We start from the raw sequence: 20,000 nt of genomic DNA on the forward strand, positions 1-20,000 counted from the left end.
CTCACACTGCCAGCCTATCCGGGGGAATGCCCGCATGCTCGACGCCATTCGTTGGGACTCTGATCTGATCCGCCGCTATGACCTGGCGGGGCCGCGCTACACCTCCTATCCGACGGCCGTGCAATTTCACAGTCAGGTCGGCACCTTCGACCTGTTTCATGCCCTGCGCGACAGCCGCAAAGCCCTGCGCCCCTTGTCGCTGTACGTGCATGTGCCGTTCTGCGCGAACATTTGCTACTACTGCGCCTGCAACAAGGTCATCACCAAGGATCGCGGCCGCGCTCAGCCCTATCTGCAGCGGCTGGAGCAGGAGATCCAGTTGATCGCCTGCCACCTCGACCCCGCGCAAAAAGTCGAGCAACTGCACTTCGGCGGCGGCACGCCGACCTTTCTCAGCCACGACGAACTGCGTCAGTTGATGGCGCACCTGCGCAAGCATTTCAATCTGCTGGATGACGACTCCGGCGATTACGGCATCGAGATCGACCCGCGTGAAGCCGACTGGTCGACCATGGGCCTGCTGCGCGAACTGGGTTTCAACCGGGTCAGCATCGGCCTGCAAGACCTCGATCCGGCGGTGCAGCGCGCGGTCAATCGCCTGCAAAGTCTGGAGGAAACCCGCGCAGTGATCGATGCCGCGCGCACTCTGCAATTTCGCTCGATCAATATCGACTTGATTTACGGCTTGCCCAAGCAGACCCCGGAAAACTTCGCCCGCACCGTTGAAGAGGTCATCAGCCTGCAACCGGACCGGCTCTCGGTGTTCAACTACGCGCACCTGCCGGAGCGTTTCATGCCGCAGCGGCGGATCAATGGCAATGAGTTGCCGGCGCCCGCGCAGAAACTGGAAATGCTCGAACGCACCATCGAACAGCTCACCGCCGCCGGCTATCGTTACATCGGCATGGATCACTTCGCCCTGCCCGACGATGAACTGGCGATTGCCCAGGAAGAGCAGACCCTGCAACGCAACTTCCAGGGTTACACCACCCACGGCCATTGCGATTTGATTGGTCTGGGGGTGTCGGCCATTAGTCAGATCGGCGACCTGTACTGCCAGAACAGCAGCGACCTCAACGCCTATCAGAACACCCTCGCCGCCGCGCAACTGGCGACCAGCCGGGGTCTGGTGTGCAACGCCGATGATCGCTTGCGCCGAGCGGTGATCCAGCAATTGATCTGCAATTTCAGCCTGGAATTCGCCGAGATCGAGCAGCAGTTCAATATCGATTTTCAGGGTTATTTCGGCGCGCTGTGGCCGCAACTGCAAGGCATGGCCAACGATGGCCTGATTGAGTTGGATCGCGAGCGGATCGCCGTGTTGCCGGCGGGGCGTCTGCTGGTGCGCTCGGTATGCATGGTGTTTGATGCCTACCTTGAGCAGCAGAACCGCCAGCGTTTCTCGCGGGTGATCTAGTTCTTCGCCAGCAGCGAACCGACTTTCATATTCTGATCCGCAGTCAGGCCCGACTGCCCGACCACTTTGGACAGGGCAAGATTGGCCGTGATCAGACCGGTGTTCAACGCGGCAATGGCGCCGCGCAGGCTGGCAACCTTGATGATTTTTTCTTCGCTGGAAAGGCGCTTGTCGGCCATGATCGCTTCGATAAGCGCCTTTTTCTCGGCGATCTGTTTTTGCAGTTTGCGGATCATCTTCAGCAATTGCTGGATGTTCTCAGGCAACCCACTGTCTTCGATGTCACTGTTTTCGCCACCGACACTGGCGGCTTTCTCGATCGATGCACCGGACAGCGACACTTTGACGCCCTCGACCAAGGTCGGGGTTGCCTCTTCGGTCGAGCCTGGGGCGGGTGAATTGCCAGACGAAGTTTTAAACGTGTCCGGCACTGCCACAACGTCGCTGCTACCGGGGCCCAGCGTGCCAATGGCGGCCATCGAATCGTTCCTTGTATGCACTTTGTTACCTGTTTATCGGCTGCTGGCCTTGTGGCTTTATGGCTGTAGGGCAAAGTCGCCCCAGACTGGCCTGAATGTCCTCCCGTGGGTTACCCTTACGGCTTATGTGTGTTTTCCCACAAGGATCTAAGAAATGTCCGAGCCAGTTAAACTGCGCGCTCACAACCAGGCCCATTGCAAGGATTGCAGCCTGGCCCCTCTCTGCCTGCCACTTTCTTTGAATCTGGAAGACATGGATGCGCTGGACGAAATCGTTAAACGCGGCCGCCCGTTAAAAAAAGGCGAGTTCCTGTTCCGTCAGGGCGACACGTTCGATTCCGTTTATGCAGTTCGCTCCGGCGCCCTGAAGACCTTCAGCCTGAGCGACGGCGGCGAAGAACAGCTCACCGGTTTCCACCTGCCGAGCGAACTGGTCGGCCTGTCCGGCATGGACACCGAGAAACACCCGGTTTCCGCCCAGGCGCTGGAAACCACCTCGGTCTGCGAAATCCCTTTTGAACGTCTTGATGAACTGGCCCTGCAACTGCCGCAGCTGCGCCGCCAGTTGATGCGCGTCATGAGCCGGGAAATCCGCGACGACCAGCAAATGATGTTACTGCTGTCGAAGAAAACCGCCGACGAGCGCATCGCTACCTTCCTCGTCAACCTTTCCGCACGCTTCCGCGCGCGCGGCTTCTCGGCCAATCAGTTCCGCCTGAGCATGTCGCGCAATGAAATCGGCAACTACCTCGGTCTGGCGGTGGAAACCGTGTCTCGCGTGTTCACCCGCTTCCAGCAGAACGAACTGATCGCCGCCGAGGGCAAAGAGATTCATATCCTCGACCCGATCCAGCTCTGCGCGCTGGCCGGTGGCTCGCTAGAAGGTTAATGTCGATCCGCGGTTGAGCGAAGCGTTTCAGCCGCGGGTATACTGCGCCGTTTGCAGCCCTGCCAGGACACCTCGACGATGGTCTTCGACTCCTTCGACATCAAATCGCTTATCCGCCCTGTGATCGACTTCCCGAAACCGGGTGTGATCTTTCGCGACATCACCCCGCTGTTCCAGTCGCCAACGGCCCTGCGCCTGGTGATGGACAGCTTCGCCCACCGCTACGTCGAAGCCGACTTCACCCACATCGGCGCGATGGACGCCCGGGGCTTTCTGATCGGCTCGGTGCTGGCGTATCAGTTGAACAAGCCGCTGGTGCTGTTCCGCAAACAAGGCAAACTGCCAGCGGACGTATTGGCCGAAGGTTACGCGACCGAGTACGGCGAAGCGTTTCTGGAAGTGCACGCCGACAGCCTGTGCGAAGGCGATTCGGTGGTGATGTTCGATGATTTGATCGCCACGGGCGGCACGCTGATTGCGGCGGCCAACCTGATTCGCCGCATGGGCGCGCGGGTGCATGAGGCGGCGGCAATTATTGATTTGCCGGAGCTGCAAGGTTCGCAGCGTCTTGAGGACATGGGCATTCCTACTTTCTGCCTGACGCAGTTTGCGTTGACCGATAAATAATCAAGATCAAAAGATCGCAGCCTTCGGCAGCTCCTACATTGGAATGTGCGTTTCCCTGTAGGAGCTGCCGAAGGCTGCGATCTTTTGCCTTTAAAGCCCCATCTGCTTGCTGATGATCTCGTTCATCACCTCCCGCGTCCCGCCGCCAATCGACAGAACGCGGTTATCCCGATACAGCCGCTCCACCAGACTCTCGCGCATATAACCCAACCCACCGAGAATCTGCACCGCCTCCGTGGTAATCCGGTCCGAAGTGTCCGTGGCAAAGTTCTTCGCCATCGAAATCTCTTTGATCACGCTCTGCCCCGCCGCCATCTTCGCCGCTTGCCGGTAAGTGAACTCCCGTGAAACCTCCAGCGCAGTCGCCATTTCGGCGAGGCGATGCTTGATCACCTGAAACTTGCCGATCGGCTTGCCGAACGCTTCACGCTCGCGCGCCCATTTCAGACTCTCTTCCAGCGCTAGCTGTGAAGTCATGTTGGCCATCAACGCCAACGCCAGCCGTTCGCTTTGAAAGTTACCCATGATGCAGGCGAAGCCCATGTTCTCCGCGCCGATCAGATTGCCCACAGGTACATGGCAGTCGTCGAAGAACAATTCAGCCGTGTCCGACGCCCACCAGCCCATTTTCTTCAACTGCCGGCCAACGGTGAAGCCCGGCGTACCCTTCTCGATCAACAACAGGCTGATGCCACCGAAACCCGGCGCACCAGTGCGCACTGCAACGGTGTAGAAATCGGCGCGCACGCCACTGGTGATAAAGGTTTTGCTGCCGTTGACACGATAGACATCGCCGTCGCGCACGGCGCGGGTTTGCAGGTTGGCGACGTCGGAGCCGCCGCCGGGTTCGGTGATCGCCAGTGCGCTGATCTTTTCGCCGCTGAGCACTTGCGGCACGACGCGCTCGCGAACTTCGGGACGCGCCCATTTGACGATCGGTGGCAGGCCGATATCCAGCGATCCCAGCCCCGCTACCAGGCCGCCAGAGCCGCAACGCATCAACTCCTCACTGGCGGCGACCTTGGCGAACAGATCGCCTTCATGGCTGCCTCCCAGCGTTTCCGGGTAACCGATGCCAAGGATGCCTGCCGCGCCGGCCTTCAGGTACAGCTCGCGGGGGAAGCTTTCGGCTTCTTCCCATTCGTCGACGTCCGGCAGGATCTCGCGTTCGACGAAACGTCTGACGCTGTCGCGGACCAATTGGTGGCTGGGGTCGAAGTATTCCTGAAAGGCAGGCATGGGCGAGCTCCACGGAAGGGTTCGCCGAACTTAACCGAGCGCTTGCTTGGTTTACAAGATGCAGAAGATCAAAAGATCGCAGCCTTCGGCAGCTCCTACAGGGAAACGCGTATTTCCAATGTAGGAGCTGCCGAAGGCTGCGATCTTTTGATTTTTATCAGAGAGAAATCGGTTTACGCCCGGCAAACGAATGCGCCAGCGTGCCGCCATCCACCAGTTCCAGCTCACCACCCAACGGCACGCCGTGAGCGATCCGCGAAGCGATCAGGCCTTTGTTGCTCAGCAACTGCGCGATGTAATGCGCCGTCGCCTCACCTTCCACGGTCGGGTTAGTCGCGAGAATAACTTCGGTAAACGTCCCGGCCTCTTCGATCCGCGTCATCAACTGCGGAATGCCGATCGCCTCCGGCCCCAGGCCATCGAGCGGCGACAAATGCCCCTTGAGCACAAAGTAGCGACCACGGAATCCAGTCTGCTCGACCGCATACACATCCATCGGCCCTTCCACCACGCAGAGCAACGTGTCGTCACGGCGGGTATCGGCGCATTGCGGGCACAGATCGTCTTCGGTCAGCGTGCGGCACTGGCGGCAGTGACCGACCCCTTCCATGGCCTGGCTGAGGGCCTGGGCCAAGCGCAAGCCGCCGCTGCGGTCACGCTCAAGCATCTGCAACGCCATGCGCTGGGCGGTTTTCTGACCCACGCCCGGCAGAGTGCGCAGAGCGTCGATCAGTTGGCGAATCAAAGGGCTGAAGCTCATGGGTAAAAAGTCCGACAAAACAACGAGACGCGGTTTATACCCGCGCCTCTGGCCAGCGTCAAATACTCAGTCCTGGGCGACCTTCACCACCAGTTTGCCGAAGTTGCGCCCCTCCAGTAACCCGATAAACGCCTCAGGCGCCTGCTCCAGGCCGTCGACCACGTCCTCGCGGAATTTTACCTTGCCGTCGCGCACCCACGGCACCATGTGGCTGATGAATTCCGGCTGACGATCGCCGTAGTCGTCGAACACGATGAAGCCCTGAATGCGCACGCGCTTGGTCAATAGTGTGCGTTGCAGCATCGGCAGGCGATCCGGGCCTTGCGGCGCTTCGGAGGCGTTGTAACCGGCGATAAGGCCACACAGCGGGATACGCGCCTTGGCGTTGAGCAGCGGCACCACGGCATCGAACACATGACCGCCGACGTTCTCGTAATAGATGTCGATGCCATCGGGGCAGGCTTTGGCCAACTGTTCAGCAAAATCCGCAGCCTTGTGATCGATGCAGGCATCGAAACCCAGCTCTTCGACCACGTATTTGCATTTGTCGGCACCGCCGGCCACACCGACCGCGCGCAGGCCTTTGATCTTCGCCACTTGGCCGACCACCGAACCCACCGCGCCGGATGCAGCGGCCACGACCAGGGTTTCACCTTCTTGCGGCTGACCGATGTCCATCAAGCCCATGTACGCGGTCATGCCCGGCATGCCCAACACACCCAGCGCCATTGACGGACTTGGCAGCCCGGCCGGGATCGGAATGATGTTGCGCCCGTCGCTGATGCTGTGGCTCTGCCAACCGGTGGCACCGACCACCAGATCACCTTTATGGAATTTTGGATGACGCGAATCTTCGACACGGCTGACCGCGCCGCCGGTCATCACTTCGCCGATTTGTACCGGGGCAGCGTAGGACGGTGCATCGCTCATGCGTCCGCGCATGTAGGGATCGAGGGACAGATAGAGGGTTTTCAGCAGTACCTCGCCGTCCGCCAGATCCGGCAGCGCTTCGCGTTCGAGGCGGAAGTTTTCCGGGGTCGGCGCACCGACCGGGCGTGAGGCGAGGACGAAACGTTGATTGAGGGTGAGAGGATCGGACATGTCAGCGTCTCCTGTGAATAGTGAATTCAGCGGGTATAGGGAGCAGACCGTTGAGGCGATGGGGCGTTCGATGTTTCGCACGCACCACATTCATGTAGGAGCTGCGGAACGCTGCGATCTTTTGATCTTGCTTGCAAAACAACAGAATCAAAAGATCGCAGCCTCGTTTCACTCGACAGCTCCTACAGGGTGCGGTGTTAATGAAGCAGAAACAAAAATGCCAGGCGCAAGGCCTGGCATTTTGTGTAGCTCATCTGCCGCCGAATGGCGAATCAGAATGGCAGTTTCATACCCGCTGGCAGGTTCATGCCGGCGGTCATGTTGCCCATTTTGTCCTGGCTGTTCTTTTCGATCTTGCGCACAGCGTCGTTGACGGCAGAGGCGATAACCGCTTCCAGCATCTCTTTGTCATCTTCGCTCATGCCTTCGACCAGGCTTGGGTCGATGCTCACGCTTTTGACGTCGTGACGACCGGTCATCACCACGGTGACCATATCGCCGCCGGCCTTACCGGTGACTTCGGCGTTGGCCAGTTCTTCCTGCATCTTGGCCATTTTTTCCTGCATCTGCTGCGCCTGCTTCATCAGGCCGGCCATGCCACCTTTCATCATGGGAATCACCTCAAAAGTACTTGGATCAAAACGGCGCCCGGCCAGCGAGGTCGGGCACCTTCAGTTATTAGCCTTGGGCGACCAAGGCATCGACAGGTTCAATAGTATCGTGTCGCACCACCGCGCCGAACTGCTGAACCATCTGCTGGATGAACGGATCACCGTGGATCGACTCCTCCGCCTCGCGCTGACGGTTGGCCCGGCGGCGGGACGCGGCCTGGGCCGGGGTTTCCTGCTCGGGCTTGATCAGCTCGATGGTCAGGGTCAGCGTGCGACCGTGGAACTGGTTCAACGCATCGTTCAGACGCCGCTGCTGCGTGGCGTTGAACAGTGCGCTGTGCGCCGGGTCGAGGTGCATCAGCCAATGGTCGCCATCGACGGCGATCAACGTGCAGTTGGCGGCGATGCTGCCGGTCATGCCGGAGATCGGCAGTTTCGGGAACAGCTCCAGCCATTGCAACGCCAGACCGGTGGCCGGCGCGGCAGCAGGCTCTGGCTCGGGTTCCGGGGCCGGCTCGGCGGCGTGCTCACTGGCCAGTTCGTCGAGATAGCTGTACGCCGAGTCCATGTCCGGCTCGATGTAATCCTCATCCAGCGGCGGCTCATCGTCCATGTCCATACCCGGGGTAGCGGCATCGACGTCGGCGACTGACGGCTCGGGGATCGGCGCGGCGGCCCACTCAGGGGCCTCCGGAACGACGCTGTCCGGAGTCGGCAGCGGCATCGGCGGCAACTCGGGTTGCTCGGCGGTGGTTTCCAGTACCGGCTCGACGGCGGGTTGCTGTGCAGGTTCGGGCTCGGCCTCGGGTTCCACCGGGTCATTCCACGGCAGGTCGACGACTTCTTCAGCGACGACAGGCGCTGGCTCAGGTTCTGGCGCGGCAACCGGAGCAACCGGCGCCGGCTCGGGAGCCGGTGCAGATGCAGCCACTGGCGCAGGCGCTGCAGCAGGCGTCGGCGCAACAGCCGCAGCGACTACCGGCGCAGGTTTAGGCGCGGCAGCCACGGAGTTTGCGGAATCAACTGTGGCCTGGCTGATCCCCACTGGCTTTAGCGGTTGCCTCGGGGCGTCCGCGGTATCTGCCGGCCGGAAGGCCAGCATCCGCAGCAGGACCATTTCGAAACCACCGCGCGGATCCGGCGCCAGCGGCAAATCGCGACGACCGATCAACCCCATCTGGTAATAGAACTGCACATCTTCGGCCGGCAAGGCCTGCGCCAATGCCAACACGCGATCGCGATCGCCGTGCCCGTTGTCGACACCTTCCGGCAACGCCTGAGCGATGGCCACGCGGTGCAGCACGTTGAGAATTTCCGAGAGCACGCCGTTCCAGTCCGGGCCTTGTTCAGCCAGGTGACGCACGGCTTCGAGCAACGCCTTGGCGTCACCTTCGATCAACGAATGCAACACGTCATAGACCTGACCGTGATCCAGCGTGCCGAGCATCGCTCGCACGTCGGTAGCGAGCACCTTGCCTTCACCGAAAGCAATCGCCTGATCGGTCAGGCTCATGGCGTCCCGCATCGAACCGTCAGCGGCGCGACCGAGCAACCACAGTGCATCGTCTTCGAATGGCACGTTTTCGGCGGTCAGGACGTGGGTCAAATGCTCGACCACGCGCTCCGGCGTCATGTTCTTCAGCGAGAACTGCAGGCAGCGCGACAAAATCGTTGCCGGTAGTTTCTGCGGGTCAGTGGTCGCGAGGATGAACTTGACGTATGGCGGTGGCTCTTCGAGGGTTTTCAGCAGCGCATTGAAGGAATGGCTGGAAAGCATGTGCACTTCGTCGATCAGGTAGACCTTGAAGCGCCCACGGCTCGGCGCGTACTGCACGTTGTCGAGCAGCTCGCGGGTGTCTTCGACCTTGGTGCGGCTCGCGGCGTCGATCTCGATCAGGTCGACGAAACGGCCTTCGTCGATCTCACGGCATACCGAGCACTCGCCGCACGGGCTGGAAGTGATACCTGTCTCACAGTTCAGGCATTTGGCAATGATCCGCGCAATCGTGGTTTTACCCACCCCGCGCGTACCGGTAAACAGGTACGCGTGGTGCAGCCGCTGGCTGTCCAAGGCATTGATCAGAGCCTTGAGCACATGGGTCTGGCCGACCATTTCGCGGAACGAGCGCGGACGCCATTTACGTGCAAGAACCTGATAACTCATCGAAAACCGTCGCAACGAAGGAAGCTGAAGCGGCTAATGCTAGCGGAGCAAGGGCAAAATTGCATCCGGTGTCCTCGTCTAATATGGCTAAGCTGCATGAGCAGAGGCTTTTATCGGCTCGGGATCGGGAATTACCGGAGCGTTTATGCGGTGGGCCGTGGGGGCGTTGCTGGGAATCAGCCTGAACGTGACGGCAGCGGAAACCCCGTTGCGCTTCGCCATGCCTGACAGCTGGGCGATGCCGATGGTGCAATACGAACGCGGCCGACCGACGCAAGGCATTCTTTACGACCTGATGCTCAGCCTGGCCACGCAGGTCGGCGTACCGGCCGAGTTTCACGTCCTGCCCCGCGCCCGCGTGCAGACGTCTATGGAGCACGGTGAGATCGATGTGCGCTGCTATGCCGCACAGTCGTGGCTGCCGAATCAGTCGGGGGATTACATCTGGAGCATCCCGCTGCTGTTTCAGCGTGATCTGCTGATCAGTCGCAAGGATCAGCCGACCAGCGCAGACCCCACGCACCTGCCCCGCCAATCCATCGGCACCGTCCTGGGCTACACCTACCCTACCCTGCAACCGCTGTTTGATGCTGATCTGCTGCAACGTGAAGATGCGCGCAATCAGGAGCAGGTGCTGGAGAAACTGCTGGCCGGGCGTTATCGCTATGCGGTGAGTAATCAGTGGACGCTGGACTGGTTTAACCAGCGCCTGCTCCCTGAGCAACAGTTGCAAGGGGTGGCGGTTTTGCAGGAGCAGAAAGTGGGTTGCTATGTGAGGAATGATCCGAAGGTGCCGGTGCAGCGGATATTGCGCACATTGCTGCGGATGAAAATGTCGGGGGAGATTGATGAGATTATCCGGCTCTATACCGGCCACTCCGACAACACCCCATAACCTTGTGGGAGCTGGCTTGCCAGCGATTGCAGATTTTCAGTCAAATAGATGAACCTGACACACCGCTATCGCTGGCAAGCCAGCTCCCACAGGGTCATCTTCAATAGGGGGAATATGTGTCGGTTTGGTAAATCGCAGGCACAAAAAAACCACAGTGGGCGAAACCCATGCAGTTCTGGTTGAAGCGTTCTATTGTTCGTTAAGGTGGTAACCCCACCAGCCACACCCCGGCACACAATGTTCCCGCTGTGGCTGCTGCCTTCCGGCTCTGACCAGGTTCACGGGTAATCGTTGCGGGGGGACCGATGGGGTCACCATAACGACGCTTGCCTGTCGGCGAGCCGCGCCATTGTACCTATCTGAGACGAAGTTACAACCGTTGGTTGCAGATTAAAAATATGAACGGGTTCAAGGACATAAAGATCGCAGCCTGTGGCAGCTCCTACAGGGCCAGAACCTCATCCGCCTTGCCCCCTGCCTGCTGGATCACCAGATGAATGAAGTGCAGCTTGGCAATCGCCGGGGCCGGGAGCACGAACGGGTAGAAATCCGGCTGACCCATGCTGCGTGACAGCTCATTGAGCATCCCGGCCAGTTCGATCCACGCGTTGACGAACGACAGAAACGCCTCGCCACCGGGATGCTCCGGGTCGTACAGCGTGCTGGTCGGAAACGGCTGGTAGTCGAAATCCATTTCCCGCGCGCTCATGCCGAAGCCCAGCGCGGTGTCCACGGCGTCCATCATGTGCAGGTAATGCGCCCAGGTTTCCGCCCAGTCTTCCCACGGGTGCATCGTTGCGTAGGCGCTGACGTAGTGCTGCGGCCAGTCCAGCGGTGCGCCCTGTTGGTAGTGGCGATCGAGCGCTTCGGCGTAACTGGCGCGCTCGTCGCCGAACAGGTTGCGAAACGATCCGAGCCATGGGCCGTTGGCGATCAGTCGATCCCAGTAATAGTGGCCAACCTCATGACGAAAATGCCCGAGCAACGTGCGATAGGGCTCGTGCATTGCCGCCCTCACCTGCTCGCGGTGGGCGTCGTCGGCTTCCTTGATGTCGAGGGTGATCAGGCCGTTGGCGTGGCCGGTCATCGGCGCATTGCCTTCGAGGTCGACGCCGATGAAATCGAAGGCGAGGCCGGTGTCTTCATCCACGGTTTTCGGGATGACCTGTAAGCCGAGGGTAATCAATTGCGCGACGAGACGCCGCTTGGCAATTTCGACTTTGCGCCAGCGCTCAGGGTTGTCTGGATCAGACAAGTCAGGAATGGTGCGGTTAAGGCTGCAAGCGATGCACAGGCTGTCGTGATCATTGGCCGGCAGCAGCCAGTTGCACGCGGCGGCTGTGTCGAGGTTGGCGCAGCGGCGGAACAATCCCGAGTCGGGATCGGCGTCGAGCGTCCAGGTGCCCGCGTATGGCCCCGGTTGCAGCGAGGTCAGGCGACTTTCTTCGGGCTGATAACCAAGCAAGGCATTACAGGCCAGGCACTGGCTGTTGCGAAAGAACAGCGACTGGCCGCAGCGGCACGGCCAGACTTTGCTGTTGCGTGAGGATTCGCCCATGAACGGCGCGATGATGCGGGAACTGAGCTGCTCGAAAAAACGGTGCATGGCGATCTCTCCCTGGGGCTTGCCAAGACTAGATCATTCTTGCGAGCTGATCGTTCCAACGCTCTGCGTGGGAAAATCAAATGATCGCAGCCTGCGGCAGCTCCTACAGGAGATCAGTGAACACCCGCGCTATCGTGGTGGAACACTAGCCCTGTAGGAGCTGCCGCAGGCTGCGATCTTTTGATCTTAAACAGCGACACCGTGGGTTTTGAGGAAGGCGATAAAGGTTTCTTCGTCCATCACCTTCACGCCCAGCTCATTGGCCTTGGTCAATTTGGAGCCGGCACCGGGGCCTGCGACCACGCAATGAGTCTTCGCCGACACTGAACCGGCAACCTTGGCGCCAAGGCTTTCCAGGTGTTCCTTGGCGACATCACGGCTCATCAATTCAACTTTGCCAGTCAGCACCCAGGTCTCGCCGGACAGCGGCAAACCTTCGACGACTTTCTTCTCGCTCTGCCAGTGCATGCCGAAATCGCGCAGTTGTTTTTCGGACTCTTCGGCTAACTGACGATGCTCCGGAACGGCAAAAAACTCGCGAACCGAATTGGCCTGCTTCTCCGGCAAGGCCTGACGCATGTCCAGCCAGTCAGCATTCATCACCGCTTCCAGCGAGCCGAACTTGTCCGCCAGTTTCTGCGCGCCACCGGGGCCGACCGAAGGAATGTGCAGCTTGTCGAGGAAGCCACCCAATGTGGTGCTGGCGGCAAACTCGGCGCCCAGCTCACCCTGATCCTGAATCTGCAAACCATGCCCCAGCAGTTCGGTAATCACCTGCTGGTTATGCGCATCTTCAAAGAAGCTGTGAATCTCGTGCGCCACTTCCAGCCCGACATCCGGCAGATAGGTCAGCACTTGCGGCAGCGCCTGCTGCACGCGCTCCAGCGAACCCAGCGAGCGCGCCAGCACCTTGGCCGTCTCCTCGCCGACATCGGGAATGCCCAGCGCATAAATGAAACGCGCCAGCCCCGGTTTCTTGCTGTCTTCGATGGCCGCGAGCAGCTTGTTGCTGGAGACTTCGGCAAAACCTTCCAGATCAACGATGTCGTCAAACTTCAGCGCATACAGATCCGCCGGCGAACTGACCAGACCCTCATCAACCAGTTGCTCGACACTCTTGTCGCCCAAGCCTTCGATATCCATCGCGCGACGCGAGACGAAATGAATAATCGCCTGCTTCAGTTGCGCGCCACAGGCCAGACGGCCGACACAGCGATACACCGCGCCTTCGCTGACGGTTTCCTTGCCCTTGCTGCGCTTGATCAGTTGCGTACGCTCGACGTGCGAACCGCACACCGGGCAACTCTGGGGAATCTGCACCGCGCGCGCGTTTTCCGGACGGCGATCCATGACCACTTGCACCACTTGCGGAATCACATCACCGGCACGGCGGATGATCACGGTGTCGCCGATCATCAGACCCAGACGCGCGACTTCGTCCATGTTGTGCAGCGTGGCGTTGGCCACGGTGACGCCGGCAACCTTGACCGGTTTCAGGCGCGCCACGGGCGTCACGGCGCCAGTACGGCCAACCTGAAACTCGACGTCGAGCAATTCGGTGAGCTCTTCCATCGCCGGGAATTTATGCGCGATCGCCCAACGCGGTTCGCGGGCGCGGAAGCCCAGTTCGCGCTGATCGGCAATGCTGTTGACCTTGAACACCACGCCATCGATTTCATAGGCCAGCGAGTTACGGCGCTCGCCGATGTCGCGGTAGTAGTCCAGGCATTCGCCGATGCCCTTGGCCAATTTCAGTTCGTGACTGATCGGCATGCCCCACTGCTGCAACTGCTTGAGGTTGCCGATGTGCGTATCGGAAATGTCGTGGGAAACCTGGCCGATGCCATAGCAGCAGAATTCCAGCGGACGGTTGGCGGTGATCTTCGAATCGAGCTGACGCAAACTGCCGGCGGCAGCGTTGCGCGGGTTGGCGAAAGTCTTGCCGCCGACTTCCAGCTGCGAGGCGTTGAGCCGCTCGAAACCGGCCTTGGACATGAACACTTCACCGCGCACTTCCAGGGTCGCCGGCCAGCCTTCGCCGTGCAGCTTCAGCGGAATGTTGCGCACGGTGCGCACGTTGACGCTGATGTCTTCGCCGGTAGTGCCGTCGCCGCGCGTGGCGCCGCGTACCAGCACGCCGTTCTCATAAAGCAGACTGACCGCCAGGCCATCGAGTTTCGGTTCGCAGCTGTATTCCACCGCCGCGCCGCCGCCGAACAGATCACCGGCCGGCAGGTCCAGACCTTCGGTGACGCGGCGATCGAATTCGCGCATGTCGGTTTCTTCGAAGGCGTTACCGAGGCTGAGCATCGGCACTTCGTGACGCACCTGAGTGAACGCGGTCAGCGCTACGCTGCCGACGCGCTGGGTCGGCGAGTCGCTGGTGATCAGCTCCGGGTTGGCCGCTTCCAGTGCCTTGAGCTCGTGGAACAACCGGTCGTACTCGGCGTCCGGAATGCTCGGCTCGTCGAGGACGTGGTAACGGTAGTTGTGCTGATCGAGCTCAGCGCGTAGCTCTAGAATGCGGTTTTTGGCGGCGGTCATGGTGTTCTCTCATAAAGCAAAAGAGCAGCCGAGGCTGCTCTAATTCATCTATCTGTGGCAGCAGAAGCAAAAGATCGCAGCCTTCGGCAGCTCCTACAGACATCGCAATCCTGTAGGAGCTGTCGAGTGAAACGAGGCTGCGATCTTTTGATCTTGGCCTTAGCGCTTCTGGGTCAGGGCGCGACGTTCGAATTCAACGATGCGCTGACGGTAGTGCTCAATCGTTTGTGCGGTCAGAACACTGCGCTGGTCATCTTTCAATTCACCATTCAGTTCCTGCGACAGCTTGCGGGCTGCAGCCACCATCACGTCGAAGGCTTGCTTCGGATGACGCGGGCCTGGCAGGCCGAGGAAGAAGCTCACCGCCGGGGTGCTGAAATGGTCGATGTCGTCCAGATCGAAGATGCCCGGTTTGACCGCGTTGGCCATGGAGAACAGCACTTCACCGTTGCCGGCCATGCTTTCGTGGCGGTGGAAAATATCCATCTCGCCAAAACGCAGACCGCTTTCGAGAATGTTCTGCAACAGCGCCGGGCCTTTGAAGCCGGCAGCGTCGCGGCAGATCACGCTGATCACCAGCACTTCTTCGGCTTGTGGCTGGTCTTTGTCGACCACCGCTGGCGAAGGCTTGGTGTCTTCGGCGAAATCGTCATCACGGCTGCTGAAGCTCGGGCCGCCGTCCAGATCCAGGTCGAGGTTCAGGTCGCCCTGCGCCGGACCATTGCTGCCACGCTTGCCACGTTTCGAGCCGGATTCGCGAGGCTCGCGTGCTTCGCGGGCCGGCATGCTCACCGACGGCAGATCGTGTTCGTCCAGCTGTGGTTCTTTATGGTTGTCCAGAACGCGGGCCGGGCCCAACAGCTCAGCGCTGGTGTCCTCGTCCGGCAGGTTGGACAGACTTCGGTCAAGACGGAATTTCAGTTTTCCCTTGCCGCCGCGCATACGGCGCCAGCCATCGAAAAGAATACCGGCTATCACAATGATGCCGATGACGATCAGCCACTCGCGCAGACCGATTTCCATGTAATCCCGTGCCTCTATAAAAAATGCTGAAAAATAAGGGGTTTACATTGTGCAAACCGCTTTAAAACGTGGCGCCAACTCTATGTTCTGACAGGCGTTTTGCCCACGTATACGAAAAATTGACATTAAACTAGCACGACCAAAGACAACTTTACACCGTCTGTCTCATTGGCTTGCGCGAATATGTCGATTGGCCAGCAAGTCGAACCCGGTAAAAAAGTCCTACAACACCAAATTACCTTTCCGACACCACGCTGACTCAGGCGTCCACCATCGCCATCGCCTCCTCGACATCCACGGCTACCAGTCGCGAACAACCCGGTTCATGCATCGTTACGCCCATCAACTGCTCGGCCATTTCCATGGCGATCTTGTTGTGGGTGATATAGATGAACTGCACGGTCTGCGACATCTCTTTGACCAAGCGTGCGTAGCGTCCAACGTTAGCGTCATCCAGTGGCGCGTCAACCTCATCGAGCATGCAGAACGGCGCCGGGTTCAACTTGAAGATGGCAAACACCAGTGCCAGCGCGGTCAGGGCTTTTTCCCCGCCGGAGAGCAAATGGATGGTGCTGTTCTTCTTCCCTGGCGGTTGCGCCATGATCGTTACCCCTGTATCGAGTAGATCTTCGCCCGTCAGTTCCAAATACGCGCGCCCGCCACCGAAAACTTTCGGGAAAAGCGCCTGTAAACCGCCATTGATCTGATCAAAGGTATCTTTGAAGCGGTTGCGGGTTTCCTTGTCGATCTTGCGGATAACGTTTTCCAGCGTCTCCAGTGCTTCGACCAGATCGGCGTCCTGCGCATCCAGATAACGTTTACGCTCGGACTGTTGCGTGTATTCATCGATGGCCGCGAGGTTGATCGCACCCAGGCGCTGAATCCGCGCATTGATGCGTTCGAGTTCTTCTTCGGCTTCGCGTTCACTGGCTTGCGCGGTTAATGTCGCGAGCACGCCGTTGAGATCGTAGCCGTCCTCGAGTAATTGATCCTGTAGAGCCTTGCGGCGCACGGTCAGGGCTTGCCATTCCATGCGCTGCTGTTCGAGCTGGCCGCGTATCAGCTGCGATTGCTGCTCGGCCTGAGTTCGGCGTTTTTCCGCGTCGCGCAATTCGCGGTCGGCATCTTCGAGGGCGATCTGCGCAGTCTTGAGTTCTTCGTCGACGGTCATGCGCTTGTCGAGCAGCTCTTCGAGTTTCAGGCGCAGCTCTTCCAGCGGTGCCTCGCCCTCCTCCAGATTCAGACTCAACTGTTCGCGTTTTTCCGTCAGACGCTCGGCCTGCATTTCCAGACGCTCAAGGGCCTGGCGCGTAGAGTCGTGCTGCGCGCGTAACGAGCCAAGACGCACGGCCAATTGATGCGCATGATCCTTGTGCTGCCGCGCTTCCTGACGCACACGGTCGAGGCGTTCGCGCAGGCTGTCGCGTTGGGCCAGCAGCAACTCACGCTGCTCGGTATCCAGCGCCATGGCATCCAGCGCGTCCTGCAATTGCATGCGCGCTTCGCCGATCTGTTCGTGCTCGAGCTCGCGCTGTTCGCCGAGTTCGACCAGCTCCTCATCAAGACGGGTACGACGCAGCGTCAACTGTTCGGCCTTGGCTTTGCCGGCGGACAGCTGTGCTTTCAATTCGCCCTGCTGACGCGCTTCGTCTTGCAGCAAACGGCGCAAATGCTCGCGGCCGTTTTCCTGCTGACGCTGTTGCGCGCGCAGGGTTTGCAGACGAGTTTCCATGGCCTCGACCGTGGCTTCTTTTTCTTCCCGCTCGAGATGCAGCGCTTCGATTTCCTGGCCACGGGCGAGCATGCCGCTTTCCGCTTCGCTGGCCCGACGCACGCGCAGGAAATGCCGGCCGACCCAGTAACCGTCGCGGCTGATCAAACTCTCGCCAGCGCTCAACTGTCCGCGCAAGGCCAACGCCTGCTCAAGGCTGTCGACCGGTTTGACCTGACCCAGCCATGGCGACAGATCGATCTGCGCATCAACCTTGTCGAGCAAACTGCCCGCCACGCGCACGCCATCGCTGGCCGGGCTGAGCAGGCGCAAATCGCCCTGGGTGAATCCGGACAAATCGAAGCCGCTGAAATCGTCGACCAGCACCGCTTGCAGATCGGCGCCGAGCACGGTTTCCACCGCCAGCTCCCAACCCGCCTCAACCTTCAAGCCCTCAGCCAGACGCGGGCGCTCGGCGAGGTTGTGTTCCTTCAGCCATTCGGCGGTGCCGGTGCCCGGATCGAGCGCCGCTTGCTGCAACGCTTCGAGGGACGCGAGGCGACCATTGAGCCGCTGCAAGTCGCCCTGCGCCTGCTGCTGCGCAGTCAACGCTTGCTGCAATTCCTGACGCAGCTGTTCGAGTTTTTCGACCTGCGCTTCTTCGCTGGTCTGCAAATCTTCGAGGGTCGCTTCGGACTCGGCGAGCTGCTCGTTGAGCTCCATGATCGCCGCGTCTTCCGGGTCAGCCGAGAGCAACGCGCGCTCTTCGCCGAGACGTTTTTGCCGATCGGCGAGACGCTCCATGCTGGTTTCCAGCTGCTGGATGCGCGACTGCTGCACTTCGGCCTGACGGCGCGGTTCGGCGGAGGTCAGGTTGAAGGCGTCCCACTGCTCCTGCCAGCCGTGCATGACCGATTCGGAATCTTCCAGCGCAGCAGCGGCTTCTTCAGCGGCAGCGCTGGTGACTTCCTGCTCAGGGGTGAGCATGTCCAGCTCTTCGCCGAGGGTCAGCAGCAAGGTGCGGTCGTGGCCCAGATGCGATTCAGTTTCGAGGCGGGCGCGCTCGGCTTCTTTCAAGTCGTCCTGCAACTGCCGCAAACGCTGTTGGCCGTGCTGGATGCTCTGCTCGACCCGGGCGATGTCGCCGCCGACCGAATAGAAGCGCCCCTGCACCAGATTGAAACGTTCGGACAGGTCATGGTGCCCGTCACGCAAGCGTTCGATGGCCGCGTCGGCATTGCGCTGCTCGGCGACCAAGGCTTCGAAACTGATTTCCTGAGTGCCGATGATCGACTCGCGCTGGCCGACCTGATCGTTGAGATCCTGCCAGCGCAAGGCCGACAGTTGCGCCTTGAGCTGACGCTCTTCGGCTTTGAATTCCTGATACTTCTTCGCCGCTTCGGCCTGACGGTGCAGGCGTTCGAGCTGCCGCTCCAGCTCGTCGCGCAGGTCTGTCAGACGCGCGAGGTTTTCGTGAGTGCGGCGGATACGGTTTTCAGTCTCGCGGCGGCGCTCTTTATATTTCGAGATGCCGGCCGCTTCTTCGATGAAGTTACGCAGGTCTTCGGGTTTGGATTCGATCAGCTTGGAGATCATCCCCTGCTCGATGATCGAATAACTGCGCGGGCCGAGACCGGTGCCGAGGAAGATATCGGTGATGTCGCGACGACGGCATTTGGTGCCGTTGAGGTAATACGTGGTCTGGCTGTCGCGGGTGACTTTGCGGCGAATCGAGATTTCCGCGTAGGCCGCGTATTCGCCCAGCAAGGTACCGTCGGAGTTGTCGAAGACCAGTTCGATACTGGCCTGACTCACCGGTTTACGGCTGGTCGAGCCGTTGAAGATGACGTCGGTCATCGACTCGCCACGGAGGTTCTTCGCCGAACTCTCGCCCATCACCCAGCGTACGGCGTCGATGATGTTCGACTTGCCGCAACCGTTCGGCCCTACGACTGCCGCCATGTTACTGGGGAAGTTCACCGTGGTCGGGTCGACAAAGGATTTGAATCCCGCCAGTTTGATGCACTTGAGCCGCACGCTTAGGCAACCGTCAGGGCGGAAACCACCAGATCGCTGCTGCGCTGGGCGTAAGCCGTCAGCACGATGCGGATCTGCGGCAAATCACGGGCGAGTACGGCGGCGAGCAAGCGTTCGAACAGTTCGAGGAACTCGCTCATTGAAGCCTTGCGCTGTTCGAGGGCGAGGAAGTACGCACGGCTCATGGCCGGCTGCAGATTCTCGACGGTCTCTTGCAGGTACGGGTTGTTGGCGAACGGATAGGCGGCGCGCATCACGGCGAAGCTGTCATCGACGAAGCTGCGGATGTCCTGACGCTCGTAGCTGGCGGTCAGGCGCTGCTGGATCTGCACGAACGGCGCCATGTCCGACTGCACTTGCCAGCCATTGGCCACCGAGTTGCCGAGCAGGATGTACAACTCGCTCATCAGCGTGCACAGGCTCTGCACCTTGTGCGGCGTCAGTTCGGTGACGTGCGCACCACGACGCGGCAGGATCGCGATCAGGTGACGGCGCTCGAGGATCAGCAAGGCTTCGCGGACAGAACCGCGGCTGACATTGAGCGCCAGCGTGACCTTCTGTTCCTGGATGCGCTCTCCCGGCTTCATTTCGCCACGAATGATGCGTTCGGCGAGGTGGTGAGCGATTTGCTCGGCGAGGCTGTCCGGCGCCTTGAACGTCATGGTTGTCCTTCAAACTCTATCGATCTGCACAAGCGGCGCAGTGTAGCGCAAATGCACGGTCATGGCGGAGTGCCCACTCAGCGGTTTTTGGCACGATTCCCGCAAAAAAGCAGGAGATCCATTGAGGGTCAATACTGAATAGACACGTTGTCGATCGACGAAATGCTTTTTCCTGACCTTTAAGTCAGAAAACCATTGACCGAAAAGTCAGACCTGCTAAATTCGGTTCACGTCG

At 60.1% G+C, this 20,000-nt stretch carries 15 protein-coding genes and 1 other RNA gene; 4 read left to right on the forward strand and 12 right to left on the reverse strand.

The annotated features are described in order from the left end of the window. Nucleotides 1–34: 34 nt before the first annotated feature. The gene (gene hemN / locus M5G26_RS09790) at nucleotides 35–1,417 is read left to right on the forward strand and encodes an oxygen-independent coproporphyrinogen III oxidase (RefSeq protein ID WP_273915183.1); all 1,383 of its coding nucleotides are present in this window, start codon (nucleotides 35–37) and stop codon (nucleotides 1,415–1,417) included. On the opposite strand, the gene M5G26_RS09795 is transcribed toward hemN, so the two are convergent. Further along, on the reverse strand, nucleotides 1,414–1,896 hold the full coding sequence (locus M5G26_RS09795) for a hypothetical protein (protein WP_273915184.1): 483 nt from the start codon (nucleotides 1,894–1,896) through the stop codon (nucleotides 1,414–1,416). The genes hemN and M5G26_RS09795 overlap by 4 nt on opposite strands. Nucleotides 1,897–2,050: 154 nt before the next feature. Between M5G26_RS09795 and fnr the strand changes: the two genes are divergently transcribed. Next, complete coding sequence (gene fnr / locus M5G26_RS09800) at nucleotides 2,051–2,785, forward strand: fumarate/nitrate reduction transcriptional regulator Fnr (protein WP_038365385.1); 735 nt, start codon at nucleotides 2,051–2,053, stop codon at nucleotides 2,783–2,785. Nucleotides 2,786–2,863: 78 nt separating this feature from the next. Further along, nucleotides 2,864–3,412 carry an adenine phosphoribosyltransferase gene (locus M5G26_RS09805; RefSeq protein ID WP_007918333.1) on the forward strand — a complete coding sequence of 183 codons (549 nt, stop codon included), beginning with the start codon at nucleotides 2,864–2,866 and terminating at the stop codon, nucleotides 3,410–3,412. A 90-nt stretch (nucleotides 3,413–3,502) separates the two neighbouring features. On the opposite strand, the gene M5G26_RS09810 is transcribed toward M5G26_RS09805, so the two are convergent. From M5G26_RS09810 to dnaX, 5 genes are all read right to left on the reverse strand, one after another. Further along, the gene (locus tag M5G26_RS09810; RefSeq protein WP_273915185.1) at nucleotides 3,503–4,651 is read right to left on the reverse strand and encodes an acyl-CoA dehydrogenase family protein; all 1,149 of its coding nucleotides are present in this window, start codon (nucleotides 4,649–4,651) and stop codon (nucleotides 3,503–3,505) included. Between the two features lie 157 nt (nucleotides 4,652–4,808). Further along, on the reverse strand, nucleotides 4,809–5,411 hold the full coding sequence (gene recR / locus M5G26_RS09815; RefSeq protein WP_007918335.1) for a recombination mediator RecR: 603 nt from the start codon (nucleotides 5,409–5,411) through the stop codon (nucleotides 4,809–4,811). A 66-nt stretch (nucleotides 5,412–5,477) separates the two neighbouring features. Then, a complete protein-coding gene (locus tag M5G26_RS09820) occupies nucleotides 5,478–6,512 on the reverse strand; it encodes an NADP-dependent oxidoreductase (RefSeq protein ID WP_273915186.1) in 1,035 nt (344 codons plus the stop codon). A 272-nt stretch (nucleotides 6,513–6,784) separates the two neighbouring features. After that, on the reverse strand, nucleotides 6,785–7,123 hold the full coding sequence (locus M5G26_RS09825) for a YbaB/EbfC family nucleoid-associated protein (protein WP_016984747.1): 339 nt from the start codon (nucleotides 7,121–7,123) through the stop codon (nucleotides 6,785–6,787). 67 nt (nucleotides 7,124–7,190) lie between these two features. After that, on the reverse strand, nucleotides 7,191–9,287 hold the full coding sequence (gene dnaX, locus M5G26_RS09830) for a DNA polymerase III subunit gamma/tau (protein ID WP_273915187.1): 2,097 nt from the start codon (nucleotides 9,285–9,287) through the stop codon (nucleotides 7,191–7,193). A 145-nt stretch (nucleotides 9,288–9,432) separates the two neighbouring features. On the opposite strand from dnaX, the gene M5G26_RS09835 reads away from it, so the two are divergent. Next, the gene (locus M5G26_RS09835) at nucleotides 9,433–10,182 is read left to right on the forward strand and encodes a substrate-binding periplasmic protein (protein WP_134174979.1); all 750 of its coding nucleotides are present in this window, start codon (nucleotides 9,433–9,435) and stop codon (nucleotides 10,180–10,182) included. Nucleotides 10,183–10,393: 211 nt separating this feature from the next. On the opposite strand, the gene ffs is transcribed toward M5G26_RS09835, so the two are convergent. The 6 genes from ffs to M5G26_RS09865 all read right to left on the reverse strand — a co-directional run bounded on the left by ffs (nucleotide 10,394) and on the right by M5G26_RS09865 (nucleotide 19,765). Further along, nucleotides 10,394–10,490: signal recognition particle sRNA small type (gene ffs / locus M5G26_RS09840), an RNA gene on the reverse strand. A 134-nt stretch (nucleotides 10,491–10,624) separates the two neighbouring features. Beyond that, complete coding sequence (locus M5G26_RS09845) at nucleotides 10,625–11,788, reverse strand: zinc-binding metallopeptidase family protein (protein WP_134174980.1); 1,164 nt, start codon at nucleotides 11,786–11,788, stop codon at nucleotides 10,625–10,627. Nucleotides 11,789–11,974: 186 nt separating this feature from the next. Next, nucleotides 11,975–14,332, reverse strand: a complete 2,358-nt coding sequence (ligA, locus tag M5G26_RS09850; protein WP_273915188.1) for an NAD-dependent DNA ligase LigA — start codon at nucleotides 14,330–14,332, stop codon at nucleotides 11,975–11,977. 159 nt (nucleotides 14,333–14,491) lie between these two features. Beyond that, nucleotides 14,492–15,355 (reverse strand): cell division protein ZipA, encoded by an 864-nt coding sequence (gene zipA, locus M5G26_RS09855; protein ID WP_007916269.1) that lies wholly within the window; start codon nucleotides 15,353–15,355, stop codon nucleotides 14,492–14,494. A 259-nt stretch (nucleotides 15,356–15,614) separates the two neighbouring features. Continuing rightward, nucleotides 15,615–19,103 (reverse strand): chromosome segregation protein SMC, encoded by a 3,489-nt coding sequence (gene smc / locus M5G26_RS09860; protein WP_273915189.1) that lies wholly within the window; start codon nucleotides 19,101–19,103, stop codon nucleotides 15,615–15,617. Nucleotides 19,104–19,105: 2 nt separating this feature from the next. Continuing rightward, the gene (locus M5G26_RS09865; protein ID WP_134174989.1) at nucleotides 19,106–19,765 is read right to left on the reverse strand and encodes a GntR family transcriptional regulator; all 660 of its coding nucleotides are present in this window, start codon (nucleotides 19,763–19,765) and stop codon (nucleotides 19,106–19,108) included. Nucleotides 19,766–20,000: the final 235 nt, after the last annotated feature.

The sequence above is a fragment of the Pseudomonas sp. TNT2022 ID642 genome (assembly GCF_028656995.1).
Taxonomy (GTDB): Bacteria; Pseudomonadota; Gammaproteobacteria; order Pseudomonadales; family Pseudomonadaceae; genus Aquipseudomonas.